At 47.4% G+C, this 24,653-nt stretch carries 27 protein-coding genes, 1 tRNA gene and 3 pseudogenes; 22 read left to right on the top strand and 9 right to left on the bottom strand.

What is annotated here, in order from left to right; translation table 11 throughout:
- Positions 1–1,249: 1,249 nt before the first annotated feature.
- The 5 genes from JCM2765_RS07190 to JCM2765_RS17560 all read right to left on the bottom strand — a co-directional run bounded on the left by JCM2765_RS07190 (position 1,250) and on the right by JCM2765_RS17560 (position 3,987).
- Positions 1,250–1,888 carry a GyrI-like domain-containing protein gene (locus tag JCM2765_RS07190; protein ID WP_054735514.1) on the bottom strand — a complete coding sequence of 213 codons (639 nt, stop codon included), beginning with the start codon at positions 1,886–1,888 and terminating at the stop codon, positions 1,250–1,252.
- 6 nt (positions 1,889–1,894) lie between these two features.
- Positions 1,895–2,329 (bottom strand): GNAT family N-acetyltransferase, encoded by a 435-nt coding sequence (locus JCM2765_RS07185; RefSeq protein WP_054735511.1) that lies wholly within the window; start codon positions 2,327–2,329, stop codon positions 1,895–1,897.
- A 20-nt stretch (positions 2,330–2,349) separates the two neighbouring features.
- A complete protein-coding gene (locus tag JCM2765_RS07180; protein ID WP_054735508.1) occupies positions 2,350–2,778 on the bottom strand; it encodes a MarR family winged helix-turn-helix transcriptional regulator in 429 nt (142 codons plus the stop codon).
- A 132-nt stretch (positions 2,779–2,910) separates the two neighbouring features.
- The gene (locus JCM2765_RS17565) at positions 2,911–3,540 is read right to left on the bottom strand and encodes a YczE/YyaS/YitT family protein (protein ID WP_173585541.1); all 630 of its coding nucleotides are present in this window, start codon (positions 3,538–3,540) and stop codon (positions 2,911–2,913) included.
- Between the two features lie 3 nt (positions 3,541–3,543).
- A complete protein-coding gene (locus tag JCM2765_RS17560; protein WP_054735505.1) occupies positions 3,544–3,987 on the bottom strand; it encodes a MarR family winged helix-turn-helix transcriptional regulator in 444 nt (147 codons plus the stop codon).
- A 563-nt stretch (positions 3,988–4,550) separates the two neighbouring features.
- Here JCM2765_RS17560 and JCM2765_RS07165 point away from each other — a divergent pair.
- The 3 genes and pseudogenes from JCM2765_RS07165 (at position 4,551) to JCM2765_RS07155 (ending at position 7,475) form a co-directional block, all read left to right on the top strand.
- Positions 4,551–5,552, top strand: a complete 1,002-nt coding sequence (locus tag JCM2765_RS07165) for a ketopantoate reductase family protein (RefSeq protein ID WP_054735502.1) — start codon at positions 4,551–4,553, stop codon at positions 5,550–5,552.
- A 2-nt stretch (positions 5,553–5,554) separates the two neighbouring features.
- Positions 5,555–6,756 (top strand): annotated as a pseudogene (locus JCM2765_RS07160) (aminotransferase-like domain-containing protein).
- Positions 6,757–6,977: 221 nt separating this feature from the next.
- Entirely contained in the window at positions 6,978–7,475 is a 498-nt protein-coding gene (locus JCM2765_RS07155; protein WP_054735525.1) for a GNAT family N-acetyltransferase, read from the top strand.
- A 412-nt stretch (positions 7,476–7,887) separates the two neighbouring features.
- Here JCM2765_RS07155 and JCM2765_RS07150 read toward each other — a convergent pair whose 3' ends face one another.
- Entirely contained in the window at positions 7,888–8,202 is a 315-nt protein-coding gene (locus JCM2765_RS07150) for a helix-turn-helix domain-containing protein (protein WP_054735499.1), read from the bottom strand.
- A 223-nt stretch (positions 8,203–8,425) separates the two neighbouring features.
- On the opposite strand from JCM2765_RS07150, the gene JCM2765_RS07145 reads away from it, so the two are divergent.
- The 6 genes from JCM2765_RS07145 (at position 8,426) to JCM2765_RS07120 (ending at position 12,218) form a co-directional block, all read left to right on the top strand.
- Positions 8,426–9,031: a zinc ribbon domain-containing protein gene (locus JCM2765_RS07145; RefSeq protein WP_054735496.1), complete on the top strand. Its 606-nt coding sequence runs from the start codon at positions 8,426–8,428 to the stop codon at positions 9,029–9,031.
- 16 nt (positions 9,032–9,047) lie between these two features.
- Positions 9,048–9,572 carry a zinc-ribbon domain-containing protein gene (locus tag JCM2765_RS07140; RefSeq protein ID WP_156301715.1) on the top strand — a complete coding sequence of 175 codons (525 nt, stop codon included), beginning with the start codon at positions 9,048–9,050 and terminating at the stop codon, positions 9,570–9,572.
- A 64-nt stretch (positions 9,573–9,636) separates the two neighbouring features.
- A complete protein-coding gene (locus tag JCM2765_RS07135; RefSeq protein ID WP_054735490.1) occupies positions 9,637–10,785 on the top strand; it encodes a hypothetical protein in 1,149 nt (382 codons plus the stop codon).
- Positions 10,786–10,863: 78 nt separating this feature from the next.
- On the top strand, positions 10,864–11,391 hold the full coding sequence (locus tag JCM2765_RS07130; RefSeq protein WP_054735487.1) for a zinc-ribbon domain-containing protein: 528 nt from the start codon (positions 10,864–10,866) through the stop codon (positions 11,389–11,391).
- A gap of 199 nt (positions 11,392–11,590) precedes the next feature.
- A complete protein-coding gene (locus tag JCM2765_RS07125) occupies positions 11,591–11,797 on the top strand; it encodes a hypothetical protein (RefSeq protein ID WP_054735484.1) in 207 nt (68 codons plus the stop codon).
- Between the two features lie 184 nt (positions 11,798–11,981).
- A complete protein-coding gene (locus tag JCM2765_RS07120; RefSeq protein WP_054735481.1) occupies positions 11,982–12,218 on the top strand; it encodes a hypothetical protein in 237 nt (78 codons plus the stop codon).
- A gap of 65 nt (positions 12,219–12,283) precedes the next feature.
- On the opposite strand, the pseudogene JCM2765_RS16690 reads toward JCM2765_RS07120, so the two are convergent.
- Together JCM2765_RS16690 and JCM2765_RS07110 are read right to left on the bottom strand one after the other, a co-directional pair.
- A pseudogene (locus tag JCM2765_RS16690) lies at positions 12,284–12,736 on the bottom strand (virulence RhuM family protein); the annotation flags it as partial.
- 106 nt (positions 12,737–12,842) lie between these two features.
- Positions 12,843–12,915: transfer RNA gene (locus JCM2765_RS07110), tRNA-Lys, on the bottom strand.
- A 368-nt stretch (positions 12,916–13,283) separates the two neighbouring features.
- Here JCM2765_RS07110 and JCM2765_RS07105 point away from each other — a divergent pair.
- The 4 genes from JCM2765_RS07105 (at position 13,284) to JCM2765_RS07095 (ending at position 15,647) form a co-directional block, all read left to right on the top strand.
- A complete protein-coding gene (locus JCM2765_RS07105; RefSeq protein ID WP_054735475.1) occupies positions 13,284–13,733 on the top strand; it encodes an acetyltransferase in 450 nt (149 codons plus the stop codon).
- 225 nt (positions 13,734–13,958) lie between these two features.
- Complete coding sequence (locus JCM2765_RS18735; RefSeq protein ID WP_263849350.1) at positions 13,959–14,093, top strand: hypothetical protein; 135 nt, start codon at positions 13,959–13,961, stop codon at positions 14,091–14,093.
- A complete protein-coding gene (locus JCM2765_RS07100; RefSeq protein ID WP_225352026.1) occupies positions 14,048–14,875 on the top strand; it encodes an ABC transporter ATP-binding protein in 828 nt (275 codons plus the stop codon). Before JCM2765_RS18735 ends, JCM2765_RS07100 begins: the two co-directional genes overlap by 46 nt.
- Entirely contained in the window at positions 14,862–15,647 is a 786-nt protein-coding gene (locus JCM2765_RS07095; RefSeq protein WP_054735471.1) for an ABC transporter permease, read from the top strand. The genes JCM2765_RS07100 and JCM2765_RS07095 overlap by 14 nt, the downstream gene beginning before the upstream one ends.
- Positions 15,648–15,722: 75 nt before the next feature.
- Here JCM2765_RS07095 and JCM2765_RS07090 read toward each other — a convergent pair whose 3' ends face one another.
- Positions 15,723–16,328, bottom strand: a complete 606-nt coding sequence (locus tag JCM2765_RS07090) for an FMN-dependent NADH-azoreductase (RefSeq protein ID WP_054735467.1) — start codon at positions 16,326–16,328, stop codon at positions 15,723–15,725.
- 53 nt (positions 16,329–16,381) lie between these two features.
- Here JCM2765_RS07090 and JCM2765_RS07085 point away from each other — a divergent pair, with 53 nt between their 5' ends.
- From JCM2765_RS07085 to JCM2765_RS07050, 9 genes and pseudogenes are all read left to right on the top strand, one after another.
- Positions 16,382–17,731, top strand: a complete 1,350-nt coding sequence (locus tag JCM2765_RS07085; protein WP_054735463.1) for an aminotransferase-like domain-containing protein — start codon at positions 16,382–16,384, stop codon at positions 17,729–17,731.
- Positions 17,732–17,899: 168 nt separating this feature from the next.
- A complete protein-coding gene (locus JCM2765_RS07080; protein WP_054735460.1) occupies positions 17,900–18,226 on the top strand; it encodes a PadR family transcriptional regulator in 327 nt (108 codons plus the stop codon).
- Positions 18,223–18,576 (top strand): DUF1048 domain-containing protein, encoded by a 354-nt coding sequence (locus tag JCM2765_RS07075; protein WP_054735457.1) that lies wholly within the window; start codon positions 18,223–18,225, stop codon positions 18,574–18,576. Before JCM2765_RS07080 ends, JCM2765_RS07075 begins: the two co-directional genes overlap by 4 nt.
- A complete protein-coding gene (locus JCM2765_RS07070; protein WP_054735453.1) occupies positions 18,576–18,779 on the top strand; it encodes a DUF1048 domain-containing protein in 204 nt (67 codons plus the stop codon). The genes JCM2765_RS07075 and JCM2765_RS07070 overlap by 1 nt, the downstream gene beginning before the upstream one ends.
- Entirely contained in the window at positions 18,719–18,871 is a 153-nt protein-coding gene (locus tag JCM2765_RS18730) for a DUF1048 domain-containing protein (RefSeq protein WP_369404048.1), read from the top strand. Before JCM2765_RS07070 ends, JCM2765_RS18730 begins: the two co-directional genes overlap by 61 nt.
- 599 nt (positions 18,872–19,470) lie before the next feature.
- Positions 19,471–20,186, top strand: a pseudogene (yycF, locus tag JCM2765_RS07065) (response regulator YycF).
- Between the two features lie 34 nt (positions 20,187–20,220).
- Positions 20,221–22,095, top strand: a complete 1,875-nt coding sequence (walK, locus tag JCM2765_RS07060; protein ID WP_082405034.1) for a cell wall metabolism sensor histidine kinase WalK — start codon at positions 20,221–20,223, stop codon at positions 22,093–22,095.
- Positions 22,085–23,377 (top strand): YycH family regulatory protein, encoded by a 1,293-nt coding sequence (locus tag JCM2765_RS07055; RefSeq protein ID WP_054735450.1) that lies wholly within the window; start codon positions 22,085–22,087, stop codon positions 23,375–23,377. The genes walK and JCM2765_RS07055 overlap by 11 nt, the downstream gene beginning before the upstream one ends.
- A complete protein-coding gene (locus JCM2765_RS07050; RefSeq protein WP_054735447.1) occupies positions 23,374–24,201 on the top strand; it encodes a two-component system regulatory protein YycI in 828 nt (275 codons plus the stop codon). The genes JCM2765_RS07055 and JCM2765_RS07050 overlap by 4 nt, the downstream gene beginning before the upstream one ends.
- Positions 24,202–24,653: the final 452 nt, after the last annotated feature.

Here is a 24,653-nt window from a genome sequence, read left to right as displayed (position 1 = left end):
GGTTTTGGGATTTGTGGTGAGGAGGCCTTATGTGCAAGTCTTTGCTTTGCGGAGCTCGTTTCGGCGCAGGCTAATGAAGGCGGTAGCGGCAGCAAGCTTCACAATGATGACGATAATTGCCAACAAGGAAGTTCAAGTGGCGCCGAAAATAAGTAATAGTAATGAGCGTCGCCAATCACCACTCTGAAATAGATAAAACACTCGGTTTTTGGTCAGTATTGCTTGGACGCCCTTATATGCAAGTCTTTGCTTTGCGGAGCTCGTTTCGGCGCAGGCTAATCAGTGCGGTAACGTCAGCAAACTTCACAATGATGGCGATAATTGCCAACAAGAAGTTCAAATGGCGCCGAAAATAGGTAGTAGTAATGAGCGTCGCCAAACGCACTCACTATCATAGAAGCACACAATAATTTTCACTTATCAACAGGGAAACCACTAAAAACCAAGCGGCATGCAGACTTATCCACTAAGTCCCCATACCGCTTTTTTAATTCCACAACAAAAAAGCCGCCCATCCACAAGGGATAAGCGACTCGTTGGCAAGCCCGCTGACCTTCGGAACGCACGAATGCGCCGATCTTTGGAATCTCGCCATGGTTTGGCACCGTTTAGTAGTATTACAGGTTGGTGGGGAAAAGTCAAGCGGAGGATGGTTATTGTAGTTTTTCAGTTTCTATACCAAAAGAAAATTCATAAGCGGAGACCTGTGCATAAGTTGTTACTGACAAGGTTTTAAACTTAGGGCGTTTTATCTGTTTCAAAGTGATGCTGGCGACGAGCACTGCTATTACTTTTCGGCGCCAATTAGATTTTAGTTCGCAATAATCGGCATCATTATGAAGCTGGTTGACGTCACGACATTCATTAGCCTGCGCCGAAATGAGCTCCGCAAAGCAAAGACTTGCACATAAGGCCCTTCCAACACAAACCCCAAAAACCGGGGTTTATGTTGGAAGGGCCTTATGCTCCAGTCTTTAACCGCTTTGCTCCGCTCTCTGCCCTAAAAAATCCCCCACCGCTTAGGGAACGGTGGGGGATCGAGGGGAGGATAACGTTGCTTATTTAATCGATGTTCCATTTAGGGGGAGGAAACATCATCGTTATCAGGTTTAGGGGTAGCCAATTAGGATTCCTAATTGACTATGACGTTATCATAACCTGGAATTGTGTTGAAAGTGTGAAGAAATGCTTTCGAGAAGGTAAAGATGCGGTAAATAATCCGTTAAGGTCATTAAGAAAGTCTAAATGCCTAGTTAGCGGATGGTGCTAACCGGTATCGTAACAGGGTTTTGCGCTTCTCTGATGCGACCCGTCTAAAGTCAGATAAGTAGACTTCTCGGTGTTGATAATCGCCCATCGTGGTTGTTTTGGTTAGACCGTGCTCGGCCAGATAAGCCTGCATCTTCGCAAAGGTTTCGCCCTCCGTATCAAACGGGCCAACGTGGATCATTTGCAGCGATGGTCCTTCGGTGTAGGTTTCAAAGCGGATTTGATCCAGAAACGGCACGTCCTTCTTTTCACGGGTAGCTGCAATCGCGTCAGTCACCTGTTCAGCCGTGACTTGGTCGGGTTGCCGAATCATAATTTTATACACTAAAGCGTCCTTGTTTAATTGGGCACCACGGGAGCCATCTGCGGTCGTCCAGACGCCTTCTAACGGATAAACCGTATATTCAAACGGATTGCCGTAAAGGCCCTTTTTGTAGCCCATCCGTAACGCGTACGCAACTGGGTAGAGTGATTGGATCTGGTCGCTGAAAAGCGCATCGTTTGGGTTGCCAGCGCCTTCAAGGGTGAGGTAGTTGCTAGTTGGCACATCGACTACGCCAAGTTGCTTTGGCAGGTACAGGCCTTTTTCGGCTTTGCGCCATTCGTATTTTGTCATCATAGCCTCCTAAAGGGCGTCGTGCACCATTTTAATGTGGGGTGTGGACTCGAAGATGAATGGGTCACCGACGGCGGTAAAGCCGAATTTTCCGTAGTAGCCCTGAACTTGAACCTGAGCTTCGATTTCGATGGGCAGGCCCTTAAAGTAAGTGTCGATGGCGGCCATGATCTGATTCATCAGCGTGTTGCCCAGACCGGTTCCGCGATGCGATTCCGCCGTCACAACCCGGCCAAACGTCACGGTTTCACCGTGTTTAAATACCCGCGCGTAGGCGATCACCTCGTCGTTTTCAGTATCGAAAACGTGAACGGCAATGGCGTCGTTATCATCGACTTCTTGGTAGATCCGTTTTTGCGCCACAACGAAGGTGGCGACGCGTAATTTGAGAAAATTGAAGAGTTCGGTTGCACTTAATTCTGAAAATGGTTTAGTTGTCCACATAGGGTCACGTTCTTTCTAGATTAGGGTAGTAGGAGGCGGTTGAGCGTCTCGATGGCGTCAAAGACTTGCTGTTGCTCCTCTGGTGAGAGTGGGTCAAGTAATTGGCGCAGTTGTTGATCTGATAGTTGATTTAAGGTGTCGTTGAGCTGCTTGCCAGTGGTTGTTAATTCTAAAATTACCGCTCGAGAATCTTCGGCCGATGGCGTTTTCGTTAACAACGATTGGGCCATTAGTCGGTTGATCAATCGACTGGTATAGCTACGATCAAGGGCTAAACCGGCCGCCACCGTTTTAGGTGAAGTTGGCGCCGTTTCGGCGATTAACATCAGTACCCGCGCTTCCGGCCAGGATAAATTGGTGTCGAAAACGTGCTTGGCTAATAAGCCTAAGCGGTAGGTGTAGTTGCGGTCAAAGCGGCGCATACCGGCAAGTTGTGCCGTGGTTAACATGTGAAGGCCTCCTTTTTAGTGGCTTTTGTCCATTATATGCAGTTAATGTGTATTTGTCGAGAAAAAATTAAAAAAGGTCGGTTAACTTTGCTGCTCATAGCAGCAAAGTTAGCCGGCCTTTCATGGGAACAATTATGCTTTCATCCATGCCGTTAGTCGTTGAAAATGAATGGTATAAACTTCTACGATTCGGCCCGTTAACGCTGCGGATAATAGCGTCCCTTCCCGAATCCCGGATAGTGAATGACGGAAGACCAGCGCAATCACGGCCGCGATGACCATCATAGTGAGGTCCTGACGAATCTTCACCTGTGGGAAGGGCCGTTCAGTGACTAAACTAATGGCGGTTGTGAGCCCCTCACCCGGCATCATGATGGCTTGGGAGTTAACTTCAAAGTAAACGCCAAGTGCGAGGATCACGATACTGATCAACGTTGCAATGAGCTGAGCCCAATAGGTAGTGAGTGGTAATCCTTGGTAGAGCCGAACGAACCCATCAATGAAAACGCCGAAGAAAAGACTGGGAATTAACTGGACGATATTGCGCCAGGTAAAGCGATGGCGCAAAATCAACTTTTCCAATAGAATCAAGACAATCATAAAAATAATCGTCGTCTGACCTAACGTCAGATGACTGACAAGACTGGTGACGTTCGGGATACTGGAAATGGGCGAAGTACCCAACGCCGCAACCCGGGATAACGCAACCCCAGCAGCCATTAAAATAATCCCGAGTAACAACAAACAAAACCGTTTTAACATGACCTAAAACTCCTTTGATGACGGGAACAACGTTAGTGCTTGGTAGACGAGCTTAAGCTGAGTCGTGAAGCTCGTCTGATCGACCTCAGGGTGGGCGTTGAAAAAGTCGGTCCACCACGTATCCATCACATTTTGAAGTTGTCTAGCTAGGGTAACGCCAGCGGCCGTTAACGTAATGCGTTTGATGCGTTTATCCTTAACATCGCTAATCCGAGTGACCAATTGACGCTGCGCTAAATCGCGGAGGTCGCGCGCCAGCAAACTAGGATCAATGACCATTTCTAACGCGATTTCACGTTGGGAGCGTTCAGGGTGATCCAGGATGAAGAGGAGTAGGTCGCTTTCGGTTGCCCGAACGTCCAAGCCAGCCAGTTGCTGATTGAAGTCGTTCTTTGAGAGGCGGTAGGTGGCCGCCAGGTATTTACTTAATTGATACTGTTCTGACATTTGGCAAAACTTCCTTTGATTAATTAGTGGATATGTCCATTATTAAAAAAACGCGCGTTAATGTCAAATTAATGGAAAATGAGAGCCAAATTTAAACCAAAATCAAAAAAATTTTTAGTAAACTGTAAATGCTATTATATCGGGGATTACGTTTGAATTTTATTATCCAATTTTGAACAAATAAATTAAAAAAAGTTGACAGATTCTCATTCAGGGGACTAAACTACAGTCAATCTTAAATACGACGACAAGGATTTGACCCAGTGGATTAACTGGATAGCCCTATGAAGCGAGTGCCGGTTTGGTGAGACGGCATTAGGACTATCGAGTGAAAGACTCGGTTCGACGGGTTTGCTTTACGAGGCAAACGGGAGGCACCCCTTACTGTGCAGCGTATCGCAAGTTTACTTGCTGTATGTGCTGAGGAATTGCTGTAGTGGCAATTTGAATTAAGGTGGTACCGCGTTACTAAACGCCCTTTGGTCTTTGACCAAAGGGCGTTTTTCGTCGTCGTAATTACATATTGGACTTTAACTGAATTAATCTAAAAGGAGTGGATTTTAATGAAATATGGAATTATTGGTGCAGGTGCAATGGGTATGCGTTACGGGGTTATGTTGCAGGAAAACGCCGGCGTGGACGTCGACTTTATCGATACTTGGGAACCAAACGTTGAAAAGATTCGGGAACAGGGTGGCGTTTCGGTCGCTCGGGACCATGAAAACCGTCGCATCATTCCAATTAACATCTACTACCCAGAAGAATATGCGGGCCATCCAGACGTTTGGATCGTCTTCAAGAAGCAAATGCAATTGGCTGACGAAATCGAACGGGATACCAAGGCTGGCATCTTCCACGATGATCAGTACTGTTTCTCAGCAATGAACGGCATGGGCCACTTTGAAAAACTCGAAAAGGTCTTTCCTAAAGACCACATTGTCTGTGGTTCAGCCATGATTGCTACCCGGATGGATGGTCCTGCTAACGTTGATTTCATGGGTGCTGAAGGGACCGAAGTCATGCACATGGCTCGGTACAACAACGAAAAGCCAGACGCTACGGTTCAAGGTATCTTCGACGACTTCACCGCTGCTAAGTTGGGCCCCGTCTTCTCAGACGAATGGCAAGGCATGTGCATGTCAAAGGTCGTCTTTAACGCTGTGACCAACACGTTGTGCACGATGTTTGAAATGCAAATGGGTCAATTCATCGAATACGATGGTGTCCGGGCCATGTCTGAACAACTCTTCAACGAAGCCTTCGACGCCTGCGAACGTGCCGGGATCCACTTGATTGAAACCCGTCAAGAAGAGACCGATTCCGTCATCACCGTCAGCCAAGCTTACAAGTACCACTACCCATCAATGTACCAAGACTTCTCAAAGGGGCGTCCAACCGAAGTCGATTACATCAACGGTTACATTGCTAAAATCGGGCGCGAACACGACTACGTTTGCCGGACCCATGAATTTGTCGTTCACGAAGTCCACATGGCAGAAATGATGCGTAAATACCACCAACCACAAGGTAACGTGGCTGATCAACCAGCAGAAGCGGAGGCCTAAGCATGGACTATCAATTTTCGAGAAACGTCCCAGTCAGTGACGAAGATCCCGTCGGCAACATTCTGAAGGTCGCCGGCGATCCCAACATTATTTCGTTTGCGGGCGGCCTCCCTGCACCAGAATTATTCCCAGTTGAGGAACTCAAACAAGTGACCGACGCCGTTTATGACGAATCCGGTCGCCAAGCGCTTCAGTACAGCATCGCCAATGGTGATCCTGAGTTGCGCGACCAAATCGCCAAGCGGATGAACAAGCAAGGGATCACCTGTGACACCGACAACATCATCATTACCACCGGGTCCCAACAGTCAATTGATTTGACGGCTAAATGCTTCATCAACCCCGGCGACACGGTGATTGTTGAACAACCGACTTACCTCTGTGCGTTGGATGTCTTTCGCAGCTACGGCGCGCACTTAGTTGGCGTTGAAATGGACGATGATGGCATGAAGATGGACGCGTTGGAGGCAGCGGTTCAAGCTAACCCGAACACCAAGTTCATCTACACGATTCCAAGTTTCCAAAACCCAACTGGCCGCACGATGCCCGCCGATCGCCGTCAAAAGATGATCGACATCGCTGACAAGTACAACGTGATGATTTTGGAAGACGACCCATACGGTGCTATTCGCTTTGCGGGCGAAGACGTGGCGCCAGTGAAGACCTTCGAACACGAGGAACGGGTCATCTACATGAGCACCTTCTCGAAGATTCTCGCCCCAGGCCTTCGTATCGGCTGGGTCGTTGCCGAAAAGAAGCTCATCAAGAAGTTCACGCTGATGAAACAAACCGTCGATGTCCACTCCGATAACTTGACCCAACACATTATTGCCAAATACATGGCAACTTACAACATTGATGACCACATCGCTAAGATCAAGCAGGTCTACCGGAAGCGCGAAGGCATCATGATGGACGCTATTCAAGAATACTTCCCAGAAAACGTGCATTACAGTCACCCTGAAGGTGGGTTGTTCATCTGGTAGAAGTCCCAGGTAACATCAACACGCAGGACCTCTTTAACACCTGCATCGCCAACAACGTCGCCTTCGTTCCCGGCGAACCATTCTACGCGGATAAGGTGATTCCAGGGACGTTCCGGTTGAACTACTCTAACATGGCCGAAGACCAGATCAAGGTTGGTATTCAACGATTAGGGAAAGCAATCGAAGAAACGATGAATGAAACAGTTGCGGCTGATTAAAGGGAGCTGCAATTAAATAGGATTCAAAAATGCGCTGACTAGCTTAATGCTGGTCAGCGCATTTGTTGATTAAAACAGCCACTAATTACAGCCACTAATTATAGTAGAAACAGAATCAAAAAAGCATGAATCGTAGTTGCTAACACCGCAATGGCACGTGGTATTTTTCCTCAAAAGGGCGTATGATGAAAAAAATTAAGTTGAAAGTCAGGTTTTCTAACATGGACGTTACTTATGAATATGCTACCCGGGCTGATTTGCCTACAATCGTTGCCATTTATAACCAAATTATCCCCAGTCGGCTCGCTACGGCGGACTTAGATCCCGTCTCAGTCGACTCGCGACAAGCTTGGTTTGATCAATTTGACCCGAACTCACGGCCAATCTGGTTGATGAAGGACGGCGACAAGATCGCCGGTTGGGTAAGCTTAGAGTCGTTCTACGGCCGTCCTGCTTACCACAAGACGACGGAAATCAGCATCTACATTGACGAAAACTACCGGCATCAGGGACTGGGCCAACACGCGTTAAACTTTGTGTTCTCACAGCTTGATGGTCTAGGTATCGATGCCTTAGTCGCCTTTATCTTCCACCACAACATTCCCAGTCAGGGGCTGTTTAAGAAGAACGGTTTTGAAGAATGGGGTCACTTGCCAGACGTTGCGCTGATGGATGGTCAACATCGAAGCCTGGATATTTTGGGGCGGCGGTTTGATTAATTGAATTGGAAAGTCACTTTCGCGGATGGCAGAGGTGGCTTTTTTAGTTAGTATGAAGATTTAGGAAAACGGTATTTTGAGAAGTTAAGTTGAGAAATTCGAGGTTGAGTTTGCCGAAAAACCGATTTTTGTGAATTAGAAGTCGGCTTAGCGAGTTGAATTTGCTGAAAAGGCGATTTTTGGCAAATATAAGTGACATTCTCGCATTGAATTTTGCGAAAAACCACTTTTCGGCAATTATAATTAGCAATTGTGGTTTGAACTTTGCGAAAACGGCTATTTCGTGAAATAGAGATGCCGATTATGGATTGAACTTAACGATAATGCGGTTTGACGAATTTCTTTAGCACGTCTATAAAAGGCACCATTCAATTTTTGAATGGTGCCTTTTATAGACGCGTTAAATTAAAAATCACTTCATCAAATCCAGCATCTGCAGTACCAACCGTAACGCTTCATCTCGCTTCTCGGCAGGCAACTGCTGCAGTTTTTCAGTTACGATTGAATGGTTTAACACATCATCATCCGCAAAGAAGTCACTCAGTGGTAGGCCAAGTCCGTTAACGATTTTAGCTAGCATGGGAATGCTGAGGTTCGGGACCTTGCCCTGTTCGACTTTTGAAATCAGGGACTCCGAAACATCTGCTAATTCGGCTAATTTGAATTGGCTATAACCTCTCACGCGTCTGAGATGGCGAATTTTGGCTGAAATATCACTACTATTCATGATTGCGACACCTCCACTGCCACTTTCTTATTTTTGAAGGCATTTCGACAGGGATAACTTTGATTGATATATAGTAAAATTATACTGATTGCGGTAAAATTGTCCTATGATACTAGTATTCTTATACTATAAACAATGAACTTAATAAATTTAGGGGCCGGGGTAGTAAAGTTAGAGTTTCGCCAAGCACGGCAAAACGAGTTGACTGTAGGAGGAGATGGCGATGAAATACTGTCCAGCGTGTGGCGCTAAAAACGCTGATGCAGCTAAATTTTGTGCAAAGTGTGGTGCCTCATTTGCGGATGCGGAACCGGTGGATTCAACGGTTAAGGCAACAACGACACCAGAATCACCGGCGAGCACCGTTACCGAAAAACATAGAAGCAGTGGCAATGGTTGGATCGGTGCCATTATTGGTGTGATTGTTGTTGGCATCGTGCTCATTGTCGGTGGGCACAGTTTCTATTTGAATCACCGGTCAGCACAGGCAACGGCTGATATCGGTCAGACGATAGCCAATAAGGAATTCGGTGATGATGAGGTTCGGGTCTACTATTCTAAGTCGGAGAACACGTTCACGATCAAAACGTTATCTGGGTCAGCGATTCGATCCAGTTTCACTGAATACGTTGAGGACGGTGACAACCAATCTGAAATTGACGATGTGACGACCGAGTATCAGCGCTTTATTGACGGGGTTGAAGGTAAAATGGGCTCTAAGTATAGGGAAGCGTACTATACGTACATCGAAAACCCGTGGGATAGCACGAAGGTGTTCTGGGATAGCCGCGGGACCAAAATTGGTTATAACTGGGCGGAAGATAACTAAGCGAGGCATCAGACAAGTGGAAAAAGTAGCGTATAAAATTTGCCCAGCTTGCGGTGCTCAGAGTAAGGGCGATGCGAAGTTTTGTATCAAATGCGGTCAAAGTCTTGAGAACGAACCGGTGAAGCTACACGTTGAGAATGGGCTTTACTTTAAATCGGATACGGCCAGTAAACCACTTTTATTTGGTGCGGTTCCGGTGACGTATCAGGTAGTTGGACCGGTTTCTGGTTGTGTGACGGTTAGTAGTCAACAGAACGCCGATTATGAGGCGTTCATGGAAACCTTGTTCAATAAACTTAGAGAAGTGCTCGACGTTAACGACCTGGATGGGGCAGCGAATTTGAGCGTGATTAGTTTTAATTCGGTGGCTAACGGAATTGGTAGTGTGACGTTGATGGTAACTGGTGATGGATTGGTGAAAGTGGCGCAATCCGGACTTGATGCTGAGAGTTCGATTGAGGCGACGAGTGACGATGCGCAACCAACTGCGGTACCGGTTGAAAGCGTGGCTGACATGCTATCAAAGGATAACAGTAATTAGCTAGATATAAAGGTAGCTTTGATTGTAGATGAGGATCAAATTAATAGTTAGGGGATATCATACCATGAAATTAACGAAGCAACTTGCAATTGCGATGGTCTCAGCTGGTGTATTTGGCGGCGTACTTACTGGGGTTCAGGGGACATCGGCGAGTGCTAAAGCGACAGCGAAAGTGCTACAGGTTAAAACAATCAAAACGGCTAACTATAAAGCGGTGAAGGGCGCTAAGGGGTATCTCTATAGCACCGCTAAGTTAACGAAGAAGGTTCATAACGTTAAAAACTATGCGAACACTAAATTCTCAGTTTCAAAGGAAGCGGTTGTTCGAAAAACTAATGGGAATAAGGCTGTGTATTACTATGTCAAAAGTGCGAAAGCTTCAGGTTGGTTGTGGCACGGGTATTTGAACAAGGTGACGCCTAAAGCGGCAAGTGACGCGAAAATCTCAGTGCTGGAACAACAGATTGCTGAGTTGGCGCAGCGCTTGTCGGTGCTACAAAGCCAGCCAACTGCTAGTACGCCAGTGGCACCTGTAACGAGTTCGGCGGATGTGACGAAGTTGCAGGCGCAGATTGATAGTTTGCAGGGACAGTTGAGTGCGGTGAAGGGGTCGGCTGGTACTGGGAATACTAGCGCTACTGAGATTAATAAATCTGGAGACAGCGATACGACTGAGCCAGATGATAATAGTGGTGATAGTACGACAGCAACGGCTAAAGATCCGTTTAGTGGCACTGCAACGGAATACTATATTGGAACGCCATTTAACATCTATCTCTATTCGGATGAACAAGCAAAAACATACCCAACGATGATTGCTAACGATAATACGACTGCAGATGGGGCATTGAAAACTTTAAAAGTCTACAGCAGTCCTGATCGTGTTACGACTAATAATGCTCAGAATGTTTTTTGGGATAGGACGGATGGCGGTGTAAACCAATACGGGACTATCCCGGTTAGTTATGACGGTCAAAAAGGTTATATCGCATCGTCGTATATGACAGTTGTTCCTGCCAATACGGATTTTTATGAACTAGGCAATAAGCCGGATATCGCTGGCGTAGGAAACGTTGCGCCAACTGAAGTAACGTTTCCTAATCCATTGGTAGATCGAGCAACTTGGACACAATACAGTAAAAGCGCGGAATATGGGAATACAATTAAGTGGTATTACCATGCGGATACTAAGACCTGGTCTCAGACATACTAATTTTTAGCTTGAATTAGGTAATGATAATGAATAAGGCTAGGGTGTTGCGTGCGTCGATATTAATACGGGGATGTCGGAATGAAATTTTGTATAAATTGTGGTCAGCAACTAGAGGACGGTACGTTGTTTTGTCCAGCTTGCGGGACCAAGGTAATTGACGTTAAGGATGAACCGAAGGAGGCGCCAGAACCGATGTCACCGGCGATGGCGCGGCCAGTGGCGTATCAACCGAAGAAAGTTGAGAAACCGGTGACGGTTGAAGAACCTCAGCAACAACTGGGATTTTGGGGAAGTGTTGTGTATGCTTCCAATAATATCGGTTTCTGGAAAAATAAGGTCGCCGAAAGTCGGAAGTCGGTTTTTTGGTGGGCGTTTTTATGGTTTAGCTTATGGATCATTCTTGTTGATGTGATTTTGTCGTTGATGTCAGTGACTTATTTAGTCCCATTAGACTTAATAGATGTTGCCTTGACGTCGGCTTGCATGCGACGACTTAGATATTTAGGCTACAATTGGAAACTTGGCTGGTTACTGCTTGTGCCAATTGTTAACATTTATCCCTATATTCTGATGCTTTTAAATACACCAAGAAAAAAGGCTAAGTAGGACAAAATGAGAGGGTTAAACATCACAAAAACGGCGCTTAAGGGCACCGTTTTTGTGTCTGTTGGATGATTTTAAAGTCAATCTAACTTGTTTTGATAACTAAACAGCTGAAAGCAGTATAATAACAGTGAAAGCCCCACACAATAATAGTTAATGAGTGATTATGACATTCACTAGAGCCAAAGGGGAGGACTAGTCGATGAGCAAGCATTCGAATTTCAGGTATAACAACGTTGTCATGCCGTTTTCCGGCAACGTGAACGGTAAAACAAGGGACGTTAAAAGAATTAAACGGCGAGCTAATACCCGAGTGAGATTAGCGAAGTTGAAGATGCGATTGAAGCGGTGGTCAATTCCCATCGCCATCTTAGTGATTGCCAGCATTATCTGCCAGATGTTCGACTGATTACTGTCGCAGGCGTTGAGGCGGTTGTGTTACTTGGGGGATCGTTCTGGTTGTTCGTTAAAATCCTTTTTTGGTTTTCGAAAAAGGATCAGCGTCCTGGTGGCGGCATGGATTCAACTGATTATGATAATGGCTATGAGGATGGTTATTTTGAGAGTCATCATGATGATGGGAATTTGTTTTGATGACGAGGGAAGAACTGAATAACAAGGTGAACCAGTTGAAGCAACGTTACGAAGCGTATTTTAATAGACCATTCCCAGATCGAATTATTGGTTGGTGGGATCCGAGATATGCGAATGAACCGGGTGTATTGGAAAATGGGGTTAAAGCGATGCAGACGGATGTTGAAAAGGCCATTCGGACAAATACGCCGATTGAGGAAATGACGGAGGAAGAGTGGCAGCGAATTATATTTTGAGTTTAGAAATTTAGAGACGAAAAGCCGTCGTGGGTGCGTATACAGCATCTACTACGGTTTTTAATTTCCGCAAAAATATCGGTAATTTTCTGCCAGACTCGCCGTTCACTAGCTCTGATGGACCGGACGCGTTCGAGTAATTCATTGAAGTAGTCTTTTTCTAACAGGTTGGTACCTTGCTTTAAGCGGTCATCGTCCATGACAAACCCCTTAATCATGTATTCTTTGAGTGTTTGAGTTGCCCACTGTCGGAAATGAGTGGCTTAGATTGAGTTAACGCGATAGCTGACTGAAATGATGACGTCTAAATTATAGTAATTTAGTTTTTCTTCAACAGCGCCACGAATGCCTCTATTAACGACTGTTGCAAATTTTGCAATAGTCGTATCATCATTGAGTTCGTGCGTTTCGCAGATATTTTTGATATGTCTGCTAATAGTTGAAACGTCTTTCCCGAAAAGTTCGACGATTGTTTTTTGAGTCGCCCAGATAGTCTCGTCACTGACGAGGACGTTGATACTAACGTTGTGATATCATTATACCTGCTAGAGGTACTAGAAGACACAAAAAAACCAGCTACCACGGTGTCTAAGCACTGCGTGATAACTGGTTAATATCTTATGATGGGCAGTCAGGGGATCGAACCCTGGACCCACGGATTAAGAGTCCGTTGCTCTGCCAGCTGAGCTAACTGCCCATAAGGTTTAAGTTGTGATGTGAGTAAGTAACTCGCTCAATCAACGTTTACTAATATATCATGTAAACCAGCATCTGACAACACCTTTTTTCAAAAAAAATGTATAATTAGGGAATTTTTTGTTGGATTATTGATTGGAAACGTTGATTTAACGGGATTTGTTGAATTTAGAAAATAAAAAATAATCAGGCGCTTCTCACAGCAAGATGTGACGAAAGAAGCAATCGTTAAGTCCAGGGTTCGACTCCCTGACGGTTCATCATCAACCAAGTTGGGTAGATTTCTCATTAAATGGGGCTGGCTTGACGACTTTAACGTCACTTGGTACCATCAAGCGACTAAGATAATGATAGAGGGGAGATGATCAAATGACGATTACAGTTTGTACCCAACGCAGTCCGGAAATGATTAGCCAACTCGTTGATGTTTGGGAACAATCGGTCGTTGCCACGCATACGTTTCTCAGTGAGGCTGAAATTGCTGAAATCAAGACGATTGTGCCATCAGCGCTGATGGCGATCCCGCGCTTGCTGATCATTCGGCATCCTGAGATACAGCAACCCGTTGCGTTTATGGGCATCGATGCACCACGGCTGGAAATGCTATTTATCGAACCAGCAGCTCGTGGCCAAGGCTTAGGACGCCAATTACTGCAGTATGCGATTCAACACGAAGGTGTGACCGAACTTGACGTTAACGAGCAAAATCCGCAGGCGATTGGCTTCTACGAGCATCTAGGGTTTAAAACGGTGCGTCGGTCTGAATTAGATGGTCAGGGCAAGCCGTATCCAATCCTTACCATGCGGTTAGCTCAGTAGATGGCGAGCAAGTTTGTTAAGCATCATTGACGATGACTAGTTAATTTGCTTGACGGATGGTCTACTCGCTGTTACTATGTAGTGGTACCTAGTATTAACGAATAGATAAACATGCTGGGCTTATTTAAGTGTCGAATTAGACTAACTACCTAGTAATACAATATAGATGATTATCGACACTAGCGCACGGCAACAAGCAACACAAGTCAGGGAGGCGACACAGTAATGATTGCGATTGATGTAACGGATGTTAAAAAACGGTTTGGAAAATTAGAAGTGTTAAAGGGGATTACGCTCCAAGCACAACAGGGGAGATTTTCACCCTGCTTGGGGAAAACGGTGCGGGGAAGAGCACGCTGATCAATATTTTGACGACGCTGTCACAGGCGGACGCTGGGACGGTGTCGATTATGGGGCTTGATCTGGTAAAGAACGGCAATCAGGTTCGGCAACAGATGACGCTTAACGCGCAGTCGATGACCGTGGACGAGGATTTTACGGGATTGGATAACCTGCGATTGATTGCAACGTTGCGGAACGTTCAAGACGTACCGGCTGCCATTGAGGCAGTCGCCACGCAACTTGATCTCACCACGTTTTTAAAGCGCAAGGTGAAGATCTATTCTGGTGGGATGAAACGCCGGTTGGACATTGCCATGTCGTTGTTGGGCAATCCGCAGATCGTTTTTTTGGATGAACCCACGACTGGTGTCGATCCGAAGAACCGGCTGGCACTGTGGCAGCTCATCCGTGAGATGCGGGATGCCGGGAAGACCGTTTTTCTCACCACGCAGTATTTGGACGAAGCGGACGCTCTATCGGACCACATCGCTTTTATCCGGGATGGACGGATTGTCAAATCCGGGACACCGGCCGAAATCAAACAACGGGTCACGGAATCGTACACGTTGACGGTTACACCAAGCCAACGCGCGGAAGCAGCTACGGCGTTAACAGCCGCAAAGATCGCCTATACCGAACAGACTGGTAGTTTTAAGTTAACGGCTAGTCTGGCGCCGGTTGCGCTATCGCTACTGATGGATCAGCACCTGACCGTGCAACAGTATGACTTAGATGAAATTAGCTTAGAGGACGTTTTCTTGAACGTCACGGATACGGAGGCCACTCATGCAATCAATTAAACAGTTAACGATGCTGACCAAGCGCATCGTGCGTCAAAACTTAACCAACGCGGACACCTTGATCACGGTGATCGCCATGCCGGTGTTCATGCTGCTTTTCTTCGTGTACGTTTTCGGTGGCAACATTGCGACCGTTAGTGGCGGTGGGATGAGTGAAGGCGATTATTTAACCTACGCGCTGCCCGGTTTCTTACTATTAACGATGGCGATGGGCTCGGCCTACACCTCGTTACGAATCAACACGGATCAAACGACTGGGTTCCTAAGTCGGTTGCACTCATTGCCGATTCGCCGGTGGGTGATTTTAGGGTCCCACGTACTAGCCTCGATTATTTTCATGTTGCTGGCAGAGGTTGCCGTCTTTTTAGTGGGGATGGTGATGGGTTACCGAGTCGATGCGCCATTATCGGCAGTATTGGCCTTCTGGGGAATTTCATTGTTATTCGGGTTGGCGATTACGTTACTGGCGGTGCCGTTTTCGTTAAAGGCGGATAACTACGCTTCTGCTGGCGGCTTTTCCTACCTATTACTGATGTTGTTGTTCGTTAGTTCGGCGTTGATGCCAACGGCCGGGATGGCAAAACCGGTGCGGATTTTCGCCAATCACCAACCGATGACACCAATCGTTAACGTGGCGCGAGGATTGTTAGATCAAAGTGTTCAGGCGTCAACCCATACCACGTTGATTGCGCTGATTTGGTTGGTTGCTGGAATCATCGTATTTGGTGGACTGTCTTACGTGGTTTATGCGCAAGTGTTCTTGAAGAAGTAATCAAATAGACTGAACAGCTAAAAACAGCCTTGAGAACTACCGGTTTGGCGTTCTCAAGGCTGCTTTATTAGCCAATTATTTAACGACTGATGCCAAGTAAGCACTTAACCGCTTCTTTGCATCTTCAACCAATTGCGCTTTGTCATTTTCCATTAGGTCTAACCCTTCAGCACGAATCAGTTCCATCTTGGTGATGCCCATGAAGTTCAAAACGGTCCGCATGTAGTGGGGCGCAATGTCAGCGTTGACGTAGCGGATATCATGCTCGTAGTCGCTACCGCTGGACTGAATGTAGGCGACTTTTTGCTTGCCGTCTAGGAGGCCAACGGAACCATCTGCGGTGTATTTGAACGTCTTATTGGCAATCAAAATGTTGTCGATGTAGTCCTTGAGGCGGCTGACCACGTTGAAGTTGTGAAGCGGCATCATGATCAAAATCAAGTCGGCGCGCTTCCATTGGTCGATCAGTTGGTTCTGGGCGTCGTCAACGAGAGCTGGATTATTTAAGTTTTCAGCCGTAATTTCTGGAATGTTGGTTTCTGGGGCGTACAGAGTTAATTGTTCGACTTCGGCGTTAGGGGCCAGTTGCTTTAACTGGTCGAGGGCGGTTTGTTCGAGTTGGTTAATGGTGCGTTGGGGGTTCGTGTAATCTGGGTGAGCGTTAATAATCAAGATGGTCATAGTAAGATTCCTTTCGAGTATAATAGTAGTAGTTTAATTGAGGAGGGGTCGCGATGTTTCTCATCGACCGGCAAGCAACGGAGCAGATTTATCACCAGTTGTACCGCCAACTGCGCGCGGAAATTGAAACGGGGGTCCGGCAACCGGGACAGGTCGTCCCGAGCACCCGGTATTTGGCCCAACAGTTATCACTAAGTCGAAATACCGTCGATCACGCCTATCAGGACTTAGTCGCTGAGGGCTACTTAGTGAGTCGGCCAGGATCCGGCTACCACGTGGCGAACCAGTTACCATTCACGGTGGCGAGTCCGGCGTTGAGTGCGGTACCGCGGCCCAAATACCGCTACGACTTCACCGAAAACTACGATTACTTACGGCTCTTTCCGGTGCAAGCGTGGCAGGCCGCTGAACAGCGGGTTTTCCAACGTGGCGTTGCGCAGATTCAACCCGCGAATGGTGACTTAGGTTATTGCGAACAGTTGGTGAACTACTTGGCGCTGTTGAAAAATCTCCACGTTCAGCCGGAACAGATCGTGATCACCAGCGGATTCAATGAAGCTGCCGGGATCATTGCTCAGCTTGTGCCAGCCTTTCACGATCAAGGCCTGGCCGTTGCGGAACCGATCGCACCCAATGCGCGGTCGGTGTGGCAGACGTTGGCGGTACCTGTGACGCAGTTTCGGGAACTGGCGACGCTGCCGGATGCGGCGGGTTACGTGTTATCACCGACCCATAACTTTCCTAGCGGCGCTGGCCTGACCGCCATTCAACGGCAAAAATTAGCGGCGTGGTTGCAAGAACGGCAACGGTACCTAGTTGAGCTAGATACGGACGGCAACCTGACTTATTCGGGACAACCAACGCCAGCGATTCACCATTACCTCGGTGGTGAGCGGTGTTTCTACTACACCAACTTTGATGAAATATTGGGCGCATCGCTGTGTATGGGTATCTTGGTAATTCCGGAAAACCTCGTTGGCCGCTATCAGGTCATCTATGGTAAGTTGCCCAACCGCAACTCACAGCTGCAGCAACAGGTCCTCAGCCAGTTAATTGCTAACGATGACCTCGAACGGTTCATGCGCCAACTCACCATCGTCTACGCCAACCGCCGGCAGTTGGTGTTAAATACGGTGCGGGACTGTTTCGGGTCCCAAGTTGAAGCAATGGACGTTGCGGCCGGGAGCTTTGTGACGCTGCGACTGCATTTAAAACAACCCGTTAAAACGTTGATTGCGGCTGCCGAACAAGTTGGTGTCGGGCTCGTTGACCCGGATCGGTGCTGGTCGAATTTACAACCAGCGTACCCGAGCATCGTGATGAGCTTACGGCAGATGGATGATGCCCATATTGTGGATGGCATTCGCGTCCTCGCTGATGCTTGGCAACAATTCTTAGTATAGTGAAAATTGAGCCGAACCCAAGAGCCAGTTGGGGTGAAAATGAGGGTGCCAGTTGAGTACCGGTTTGTCGAGCGGAATCGAATTGTCAAGTTCGGTTCTTGACGCTCATACTACCTATCAATATAATGTACTGGAGCTTAACTAAACTAACGAAAGCAGGTCAAACCCATGAACGGACTAACCGAATTACTTAAAGGGGCGCTGGAAGGCATCGTTCTTCAGCGTATCAGCCAAGGCGAGACCTATGGCTACGAAATCACCCAGTATTTAGTCGATAACGGCTTAGAAGATATCGTTGAAGGGACGGTGTATACCGTTCTGTTACGCTTAGATAAGAAGGGCCTACTCACCGTTACCCGGCGAAAATCAGACCGGGGACCAATGCGGAAGTTTTATTCATTAAATGCAGATGGTGAGGCCTACTTAGCTGAATTTTGGACGAAATGGGACTTTTTGACGACAACGATGACGGCGTTGAGGGGGCATCAAAAGTGAACTTTTGGGATAGAGTGACTGGTAATGATATGACACGCCAGATGAAGGCATTCGAGCAACAGGTTCAAACTTTGCCAGCTGATTACCAAGACGCGTGGCAGTTGATTCAAAAAACGGTTTGGAGCCGAACGGATCTTACCGGCCGAAACTTGATGCCGATTTTTGACGGTATCGTTGACTTGATGACGGAAGCTGCGGCGGATGGCCTTAGCGTGACGGAAGCGCTTGGTGATGATATCGCAGCGTTTGCGGACAACGTTGCGGCAACTAGTGGTGCTCAGAATCTACAGGATCGTTGGCGAGCGACTTTGAACCGACGAGTGGCTAAGAAGCTTGGGAGGTCGTTGTGATGGGATTGATGGCTGATAAGCAAGCTTGGCGGGCGCATGTGGCGGCGGTTCATGACCTGCCACGAGATTATGAAGTGGTTTATTTGGAGATTCAGAAGTACGTGTTTAAAGTTGGCCCGGTAGCGCTGATGGTCAGGAGAAACTGCTGGCGGAGTTACTGCAGTTATTTCAGGATGGTGCGGAACGGCAAGCTGATGTTTTAGACGTTACGGGTCATGACGTTGCGGCGTTTGCGGATGAGTTGATTGCGGGCGTTGGTGGCGTGACTTTGATGGATAGGTATTTAGCTGAATGATGTGAGTGAGCGACGTGAATCGATTGAGGATTCAGGTTGCTTTTTTTGTTGTCGTTTGTGTCCGGCGCGTGTTGGGTGTGATTTGGGTGTTGGCTGTTTGTCGTCGCCAAAGCCGCACGAAAACTGGCGCTCTCAGACTACAAATTCGGCGCCACTTGGGCTGTTATTTCCAGAGTTTCTGAAGTTATAGGAACTTGTCAATCACGCGTTTTCTGGCCACCGCGCCGAATGGCCAGATAGGCTTCTGACTTCGTCGAGTCGTGCTGCGCGAGACTGAGAGCTGCATGCAAGGCGAGTCCGGTAAACCCGTCAGGCCCAGGCGCCTTCACCGGACTCGCCTTGCACACCGCTCTCAACCCGTCTCGCTCCGCACACTTAATATGTAACCAGGGAAAACTCGCCATTAGCCACAGTACATCAATCGCTTCATAGGGTTCACTGTGTTATAATAACTATTGTATAGGCCGTTTTCACAAGCCTACACACCTACCTGAACGTGTCAGCCGGGCCGTGCACCCGCGCCTGACCTAACCGAATGTGCACTTAAACTAAAACTAAACATACCTGAACGAATCGTTATCTGAAGGAGGATAATTCAGATGAAAAAAATTCTAGTGGTCGACGATGAAAAACCAATTACGGACATTATCAAATTTAACTTAACTAAAGAAGGTTACGAGGTGGCTGTCGCGCATGATGGCGAAGAGGCCTTGCAACAAGTTGAAGAAGTTGAACCAGACTTAATTATTTTGGACCTCATGTTACCTAAGATCGATGGGCTTGAAGTGGCGCGCCAAGTGCGGATGAAGCACGATATGCCAATTATTATGGTCACTGCCAAGGACTCAGAACTGGACAAAGTGCTGGGACTTGAACTGGGGGCCGATGATTACGTCACAAAACCATTCTCAAACCGGGAACTGGTTGCCCGTGTTAAGGCAAACTTACGCCGTCAAAACAGCGTGAGTGCGGCCGTTCCTGAAGAAGAGGAAAACAAAGATATCGAAATTGGCGATTTGGTGATCCATCCAGACGCCTACTCCGTTTCAAAGCGGGGCCAAAACATTGAATTAACCACCGGGAATTTGAATTACTCCATTACTTAGCCCAACACATTGGCCAAGTGATGACCCGGGAACACTTGCTCCAAACCGTTTGGGGGTACGACTACTTCGGTGATGTCCGGACAGTCGACGTAACGGTACGGCGCTTACGTGAAAAAATCGAAGATAACCCTAGCCATCCAACTTGGTTGGTCACCCGTCGTGGGGTGGGGTATTACCTGAGAAATACCGATAGCGACGCCCAAGCATAGGCGACTAGCATGATCGTAAGGGGTAAAGAGACACGTGAAACGAAAAATTAGATGGTATCAGTCGATTCAGTTTAAGATTGCGTTTGTGTTCGCAATGATGTTGATCATTACGTTGGAAATTGTTGGAGCGGTCTTCGTCCAGCAACTCGAAACGCAGAACCTGCGCACGTTTAAGAACCAGATTTCACTCCAGCGTTATGTGAGTACCAATCTGACTTCTCAACTCTCACGGGCGAACACCGCATCAGCTAACCGACAGATTCGAACCCTGTTGTCCGATGCTAATATCCCGAGTACGGCGAACGCTGAGATTCGGGTGATCGATAACAAGGGGACTATTCGGGGGACGAATGAAGCCAATAATCAGCAGATTGTTGGCCAAAAAACCACGGATAACACCGTTAAAAAAGTCATTTATAACAACGGCGCTGGTAGCGAGACGACCACTTACGATTCGTCCAGCAACCAGTACTACTACATCAAAGTGACGCCGTTGATCAAACAAAGTAGCGGGAGTAGTACGCCCGTTGGGGTCGTGTACATTCGTGCGAGCCTCGAGAGCGTCTACGATAGTATTAGTAAAATTACAGCCATCTACCTCGTGGCGGCGATTATTGCCGTTGGCTTAGGGCTGGTTTTGTCGATCGTTATTTCCCGGGCAATTACCGTCCCAATCACTGAAATGAAGGAGCAGACCATCCGCATTGCGCGTGGGGACTACTCTGGACAAGTTCAAATTTACGGTAATGATGAACTGGGTCAACTGGCCAGTGCGGTCAATAACCTATCTGTCCGGGTGGAAGAGGCCCAAGAATCCACCGAGTCTGAGCGACGACGGTTAAATTCAGTGATGGCGCATATGACCGATGGGGTTATTGCGACCGACCGCCGCGGGAACGTGACGATCATTAACGAGACCGCCGTTGAATTCTTAGACGTGGACTCAGACCAAGCAATCGGCCAATCAGTCCTTGATATTTTAAACATCCGCAAGCGGTACACGTTGCGTGACTTATTGGAAGATCCAGACGAAATCATGCTGGACTTTTCAACCGATGATCACGACTTGATCCTGCAGGCTTATTTCTCACTGATTCAGCGAGAATCTGGCTTTATCAGCGGGTTAGCCTGTGTGCTACATGACGTTACTGAACAACAAAAGATCGATCAAGATCGGAAACAATTCGTGTCCAACGTGTCCCATGAATTACGGACACCGTTGACCAGTGTTCGGTCCTACATTGAAGCCTTGTCGGATGGTGCTTGGCAGGATCCAGAAATTGCACCGAAGTTCTTGAAGGTGACCCAAGAGGAAACCGATCGAATGATTCGGATGATCAATGACCTGTTGACGTTGTCACGGATGGATTCCGGAACGCAGAAGCTGAACCTCGAACTTGTGAACTTAAACGAGCTCTTTAACTACGTTTTGAACCGTTTCGATATGATTATCGATAGTAACGAACAAAACGACCGCTCTGATAAGCACTACACCATCAAGCGGGAATTTACCAAGCGGGATTTATGGGTTGAAATCGACACCGATCGCTTCACTCAGGTGTTAGACAACATTATGAATAACGCCATCAAGTACTCACCAGATGGTGGGATCGTAACGTGTCGATTGATTGAAACGCATAATAACGTGATTTTAAGCATCGCTGACCAAGGCCTCGGGATTCCGCGGGCTGATATTCCCCACGTCTTTGACCGGTTCTACCGAGTTGATAAGGCGCGCTCACGGGCACAAGGTGGGACTGGTTTGGGCTTAGCCATTTCCAAAGAAGTGATCCAATCGCTTGGCGGTAAAATCTGGGTTGAAAGTCGTGAAGGTCACGGCTCGACCTTCTACATTTCACTGCCATACGAACCTTACGATGAGGGGGATGATCTTTGGGATGAAGCTTAGACAACTCTGGCTCCCCGTTAGTTTGGGGATCGCCATGGTCATCAGTTTAGGCCTCTCAGTTATGTTGTGGACGAACCCCGCCCATTCCACGCTGAGTAGCCGAACCAAGGTGACCAAAACCAACGATAATTCAAATAACACCACCTTTCAGGATATTTACCTGCCGTCACAAATCGTGTCGACCGATAGTAAGGGCCAACAAGAGGTTCTGACTAACGATAAGATCAACATTGCCTCGCAGCTTCGCGACAAAATGAGTCGCTTTACGGCGACTGATGTTCAGACGGTGAGTGAACGGTCCAGTAAAGCCTACCTCAAGCAGTTGAAGCGCAAGAGTACGGTATTACTGAACTACGAGACACCAATGACGGTCAACTTTTTCCGCAAGGTCTTTGATAACCAACTCAAAGTACCAAACCAGAAATTCAACCGGGTTCAGTTACTGCTGAACGACCCGAAGCATTTGTATCTATTAAATGATCAAACGTTGCGGGTAGCGCGGGTGAAGTTGAAGAATAACGAAGCTGGCAAGTTAAAGAAAGTGTTGAGTGATCAGATGGTGAAGCACCCAGTATCGTTCATGATGCTGAATGGCAAACCACTGCTTTACTACCCCGATGCGCTGAAACTTAAAACTTACAGTTATCAACTAACTGAACAAACTCAAAGCTATTACGCAAACCGGATTATGACGACCAATGCCAACAGTAGTGTGCAGATCAAGCACCACAAGAACAGTACGGTCTACGATGATCATGGCTTCCGGCACATGGTGGTGAGCGATAAGGACGATACCGTGGTCTTTACGAACTACAACTCGCAGGTGAAGAGTAACAGCTTTTTGACGACCATGAACCACGTTTACCAGCAAATGGTGATGGTGGGCATGCCGTTAGATAACATGCGGTTCTTCGCTTACGACAGCGGGGCGCACACGGTGAGTTTCCGAACCTATGTCGGTGGACTGCCGGTATTTGACCAATCAAACTTTGGGGCGGTTCAGGTTCAGATCCTAGATCAGACTTCGTACCAAATGAACTTCTCACTGGATAGCTTGCAAGTGCCAATTCCACCAGCTCAGGATAGTGCGACGGTTGAATCGATGGGCACGCTCTTAAAACGGCTGGAAGCTGCGGGCGTTCATAAGCGTAAGATCCAAGATATTCAACTCGGTTACACTTGGACCCGAGATACCGGTCTGGATAAAGTCGTCAACCTCACACCAACTTGGTACATCAAAATTGGTGGCAAATGGCAAACGTATGAGGAGGCGATCCAATGAACTTCAAGCGCATTCAGATCATCTTCCTCATCATCTTTATCATGATGGACGGCTTTCTCTACCTGTCCTTCAACCGGAGTAGTGTTGGTAACTCAGATTCCTCCAGTAATAACATTCTGGAAGAAATGCGTAAGGATCAAATCAGCTTTACGAAGCCGACGACTGACACGCATGAGGGTTACTACTTCTCTGGTGAAAACGGCACGACATTGCGGGATGGTGCAGCGGCGCTACAGCAGCAAACCTACCGCTTTAATGGTCAGGAGCTGGTAAGTGAATTTAAGCGCACCATCAAACTTCCTGAAGGTGAGGCCAAGGCAACCTTGGATAAAATCGTGGCCAACCCGCTGTTAGTCATCAACGGGAAGGATTACACCTATAGCAGTAAGCTGTCGCGGGACAATGAGCTGATTTACGTTCAACGGGTAGCTGGGGGTCCGGTATACTCGCGGTACGGCCAACTTCGCTTTGCGCTGAATAATCAGCACCGGGTGATTGGTTACAGCCAAACTTATCTGGATAACGTGAAGCTGTTAAAGGAAAAGAGCAAGACCATCAGCGAGGAACGCGCGCTGACGTGGTTATACCAGTACAACGAAGTGCCAAATGGTGCTAAGATTTCCTGGTCTAACTTGGCCTACACGCGATTACTGACCGCTCGCGGGCAGTACGTCTTCTTGCCGACTTGGGTCTTTGCGGTTAAAATCAATAATTCATCTGCCGTTGTCTTGAAACGGGTCAACGCCTACACTGGCGAAATTCTCAAGACTGGCAACGGTAGTAATAACAGCAACGCTAATACGGAGATTTTTACGATGACTTAGTTGTTGTGCGATGAGCATCACTCACTTGTGGGTGATGTTTTTTTGTGCTGTCGTTTGCGTCCAGCGTAAGCATTAGGCGCAATTGGGTGTTGGCTGTTTGTCGTCGCTTCGCTCGCCAAAGCCGCATGAAAACCGGCGCTCTCAGGCTACAAAATTCGGCGCCACTTAAACTGTTATTTTTAGGGTTCCTGTCATTGTAAGAACTTGTCAACCACGCGCTTTCTGGCCACCACGCCGAATGGTGCTGCGCGAGGCAAAAGGCTATGTGTAACGGACTCTAAGCCAAACTACCAAAACCCGGTAGTTTACCTTAGAGACCGTTACACGCCGCCTTCTGACCGCCTCGCTCCGCACACTTGCACTAACCGCCACGCTTGTATTTTTGTACGAAATGGGTTCTAATAGTAGGCGATAGTAAAAATTTTAAAGTAACGTGGAACCGTAATTAAAAG

Origin of the sequence: Secundilactobacillus similis DSM 23365 = JCM 2765 (assembly GCF_001311075.1) — a bacterium.
Lineage (GTDB): Bacteria > Bacillota > Bacilli > Lactobacillales > Lactobacillaceae > Secundilactobacillus > Secundilactobacillus similis.
The sequence above is the reverse complement of the archived record's forward strand: the minus strand, read 5'-3'. Positions and strand labels throughout refer to the sequence as shown.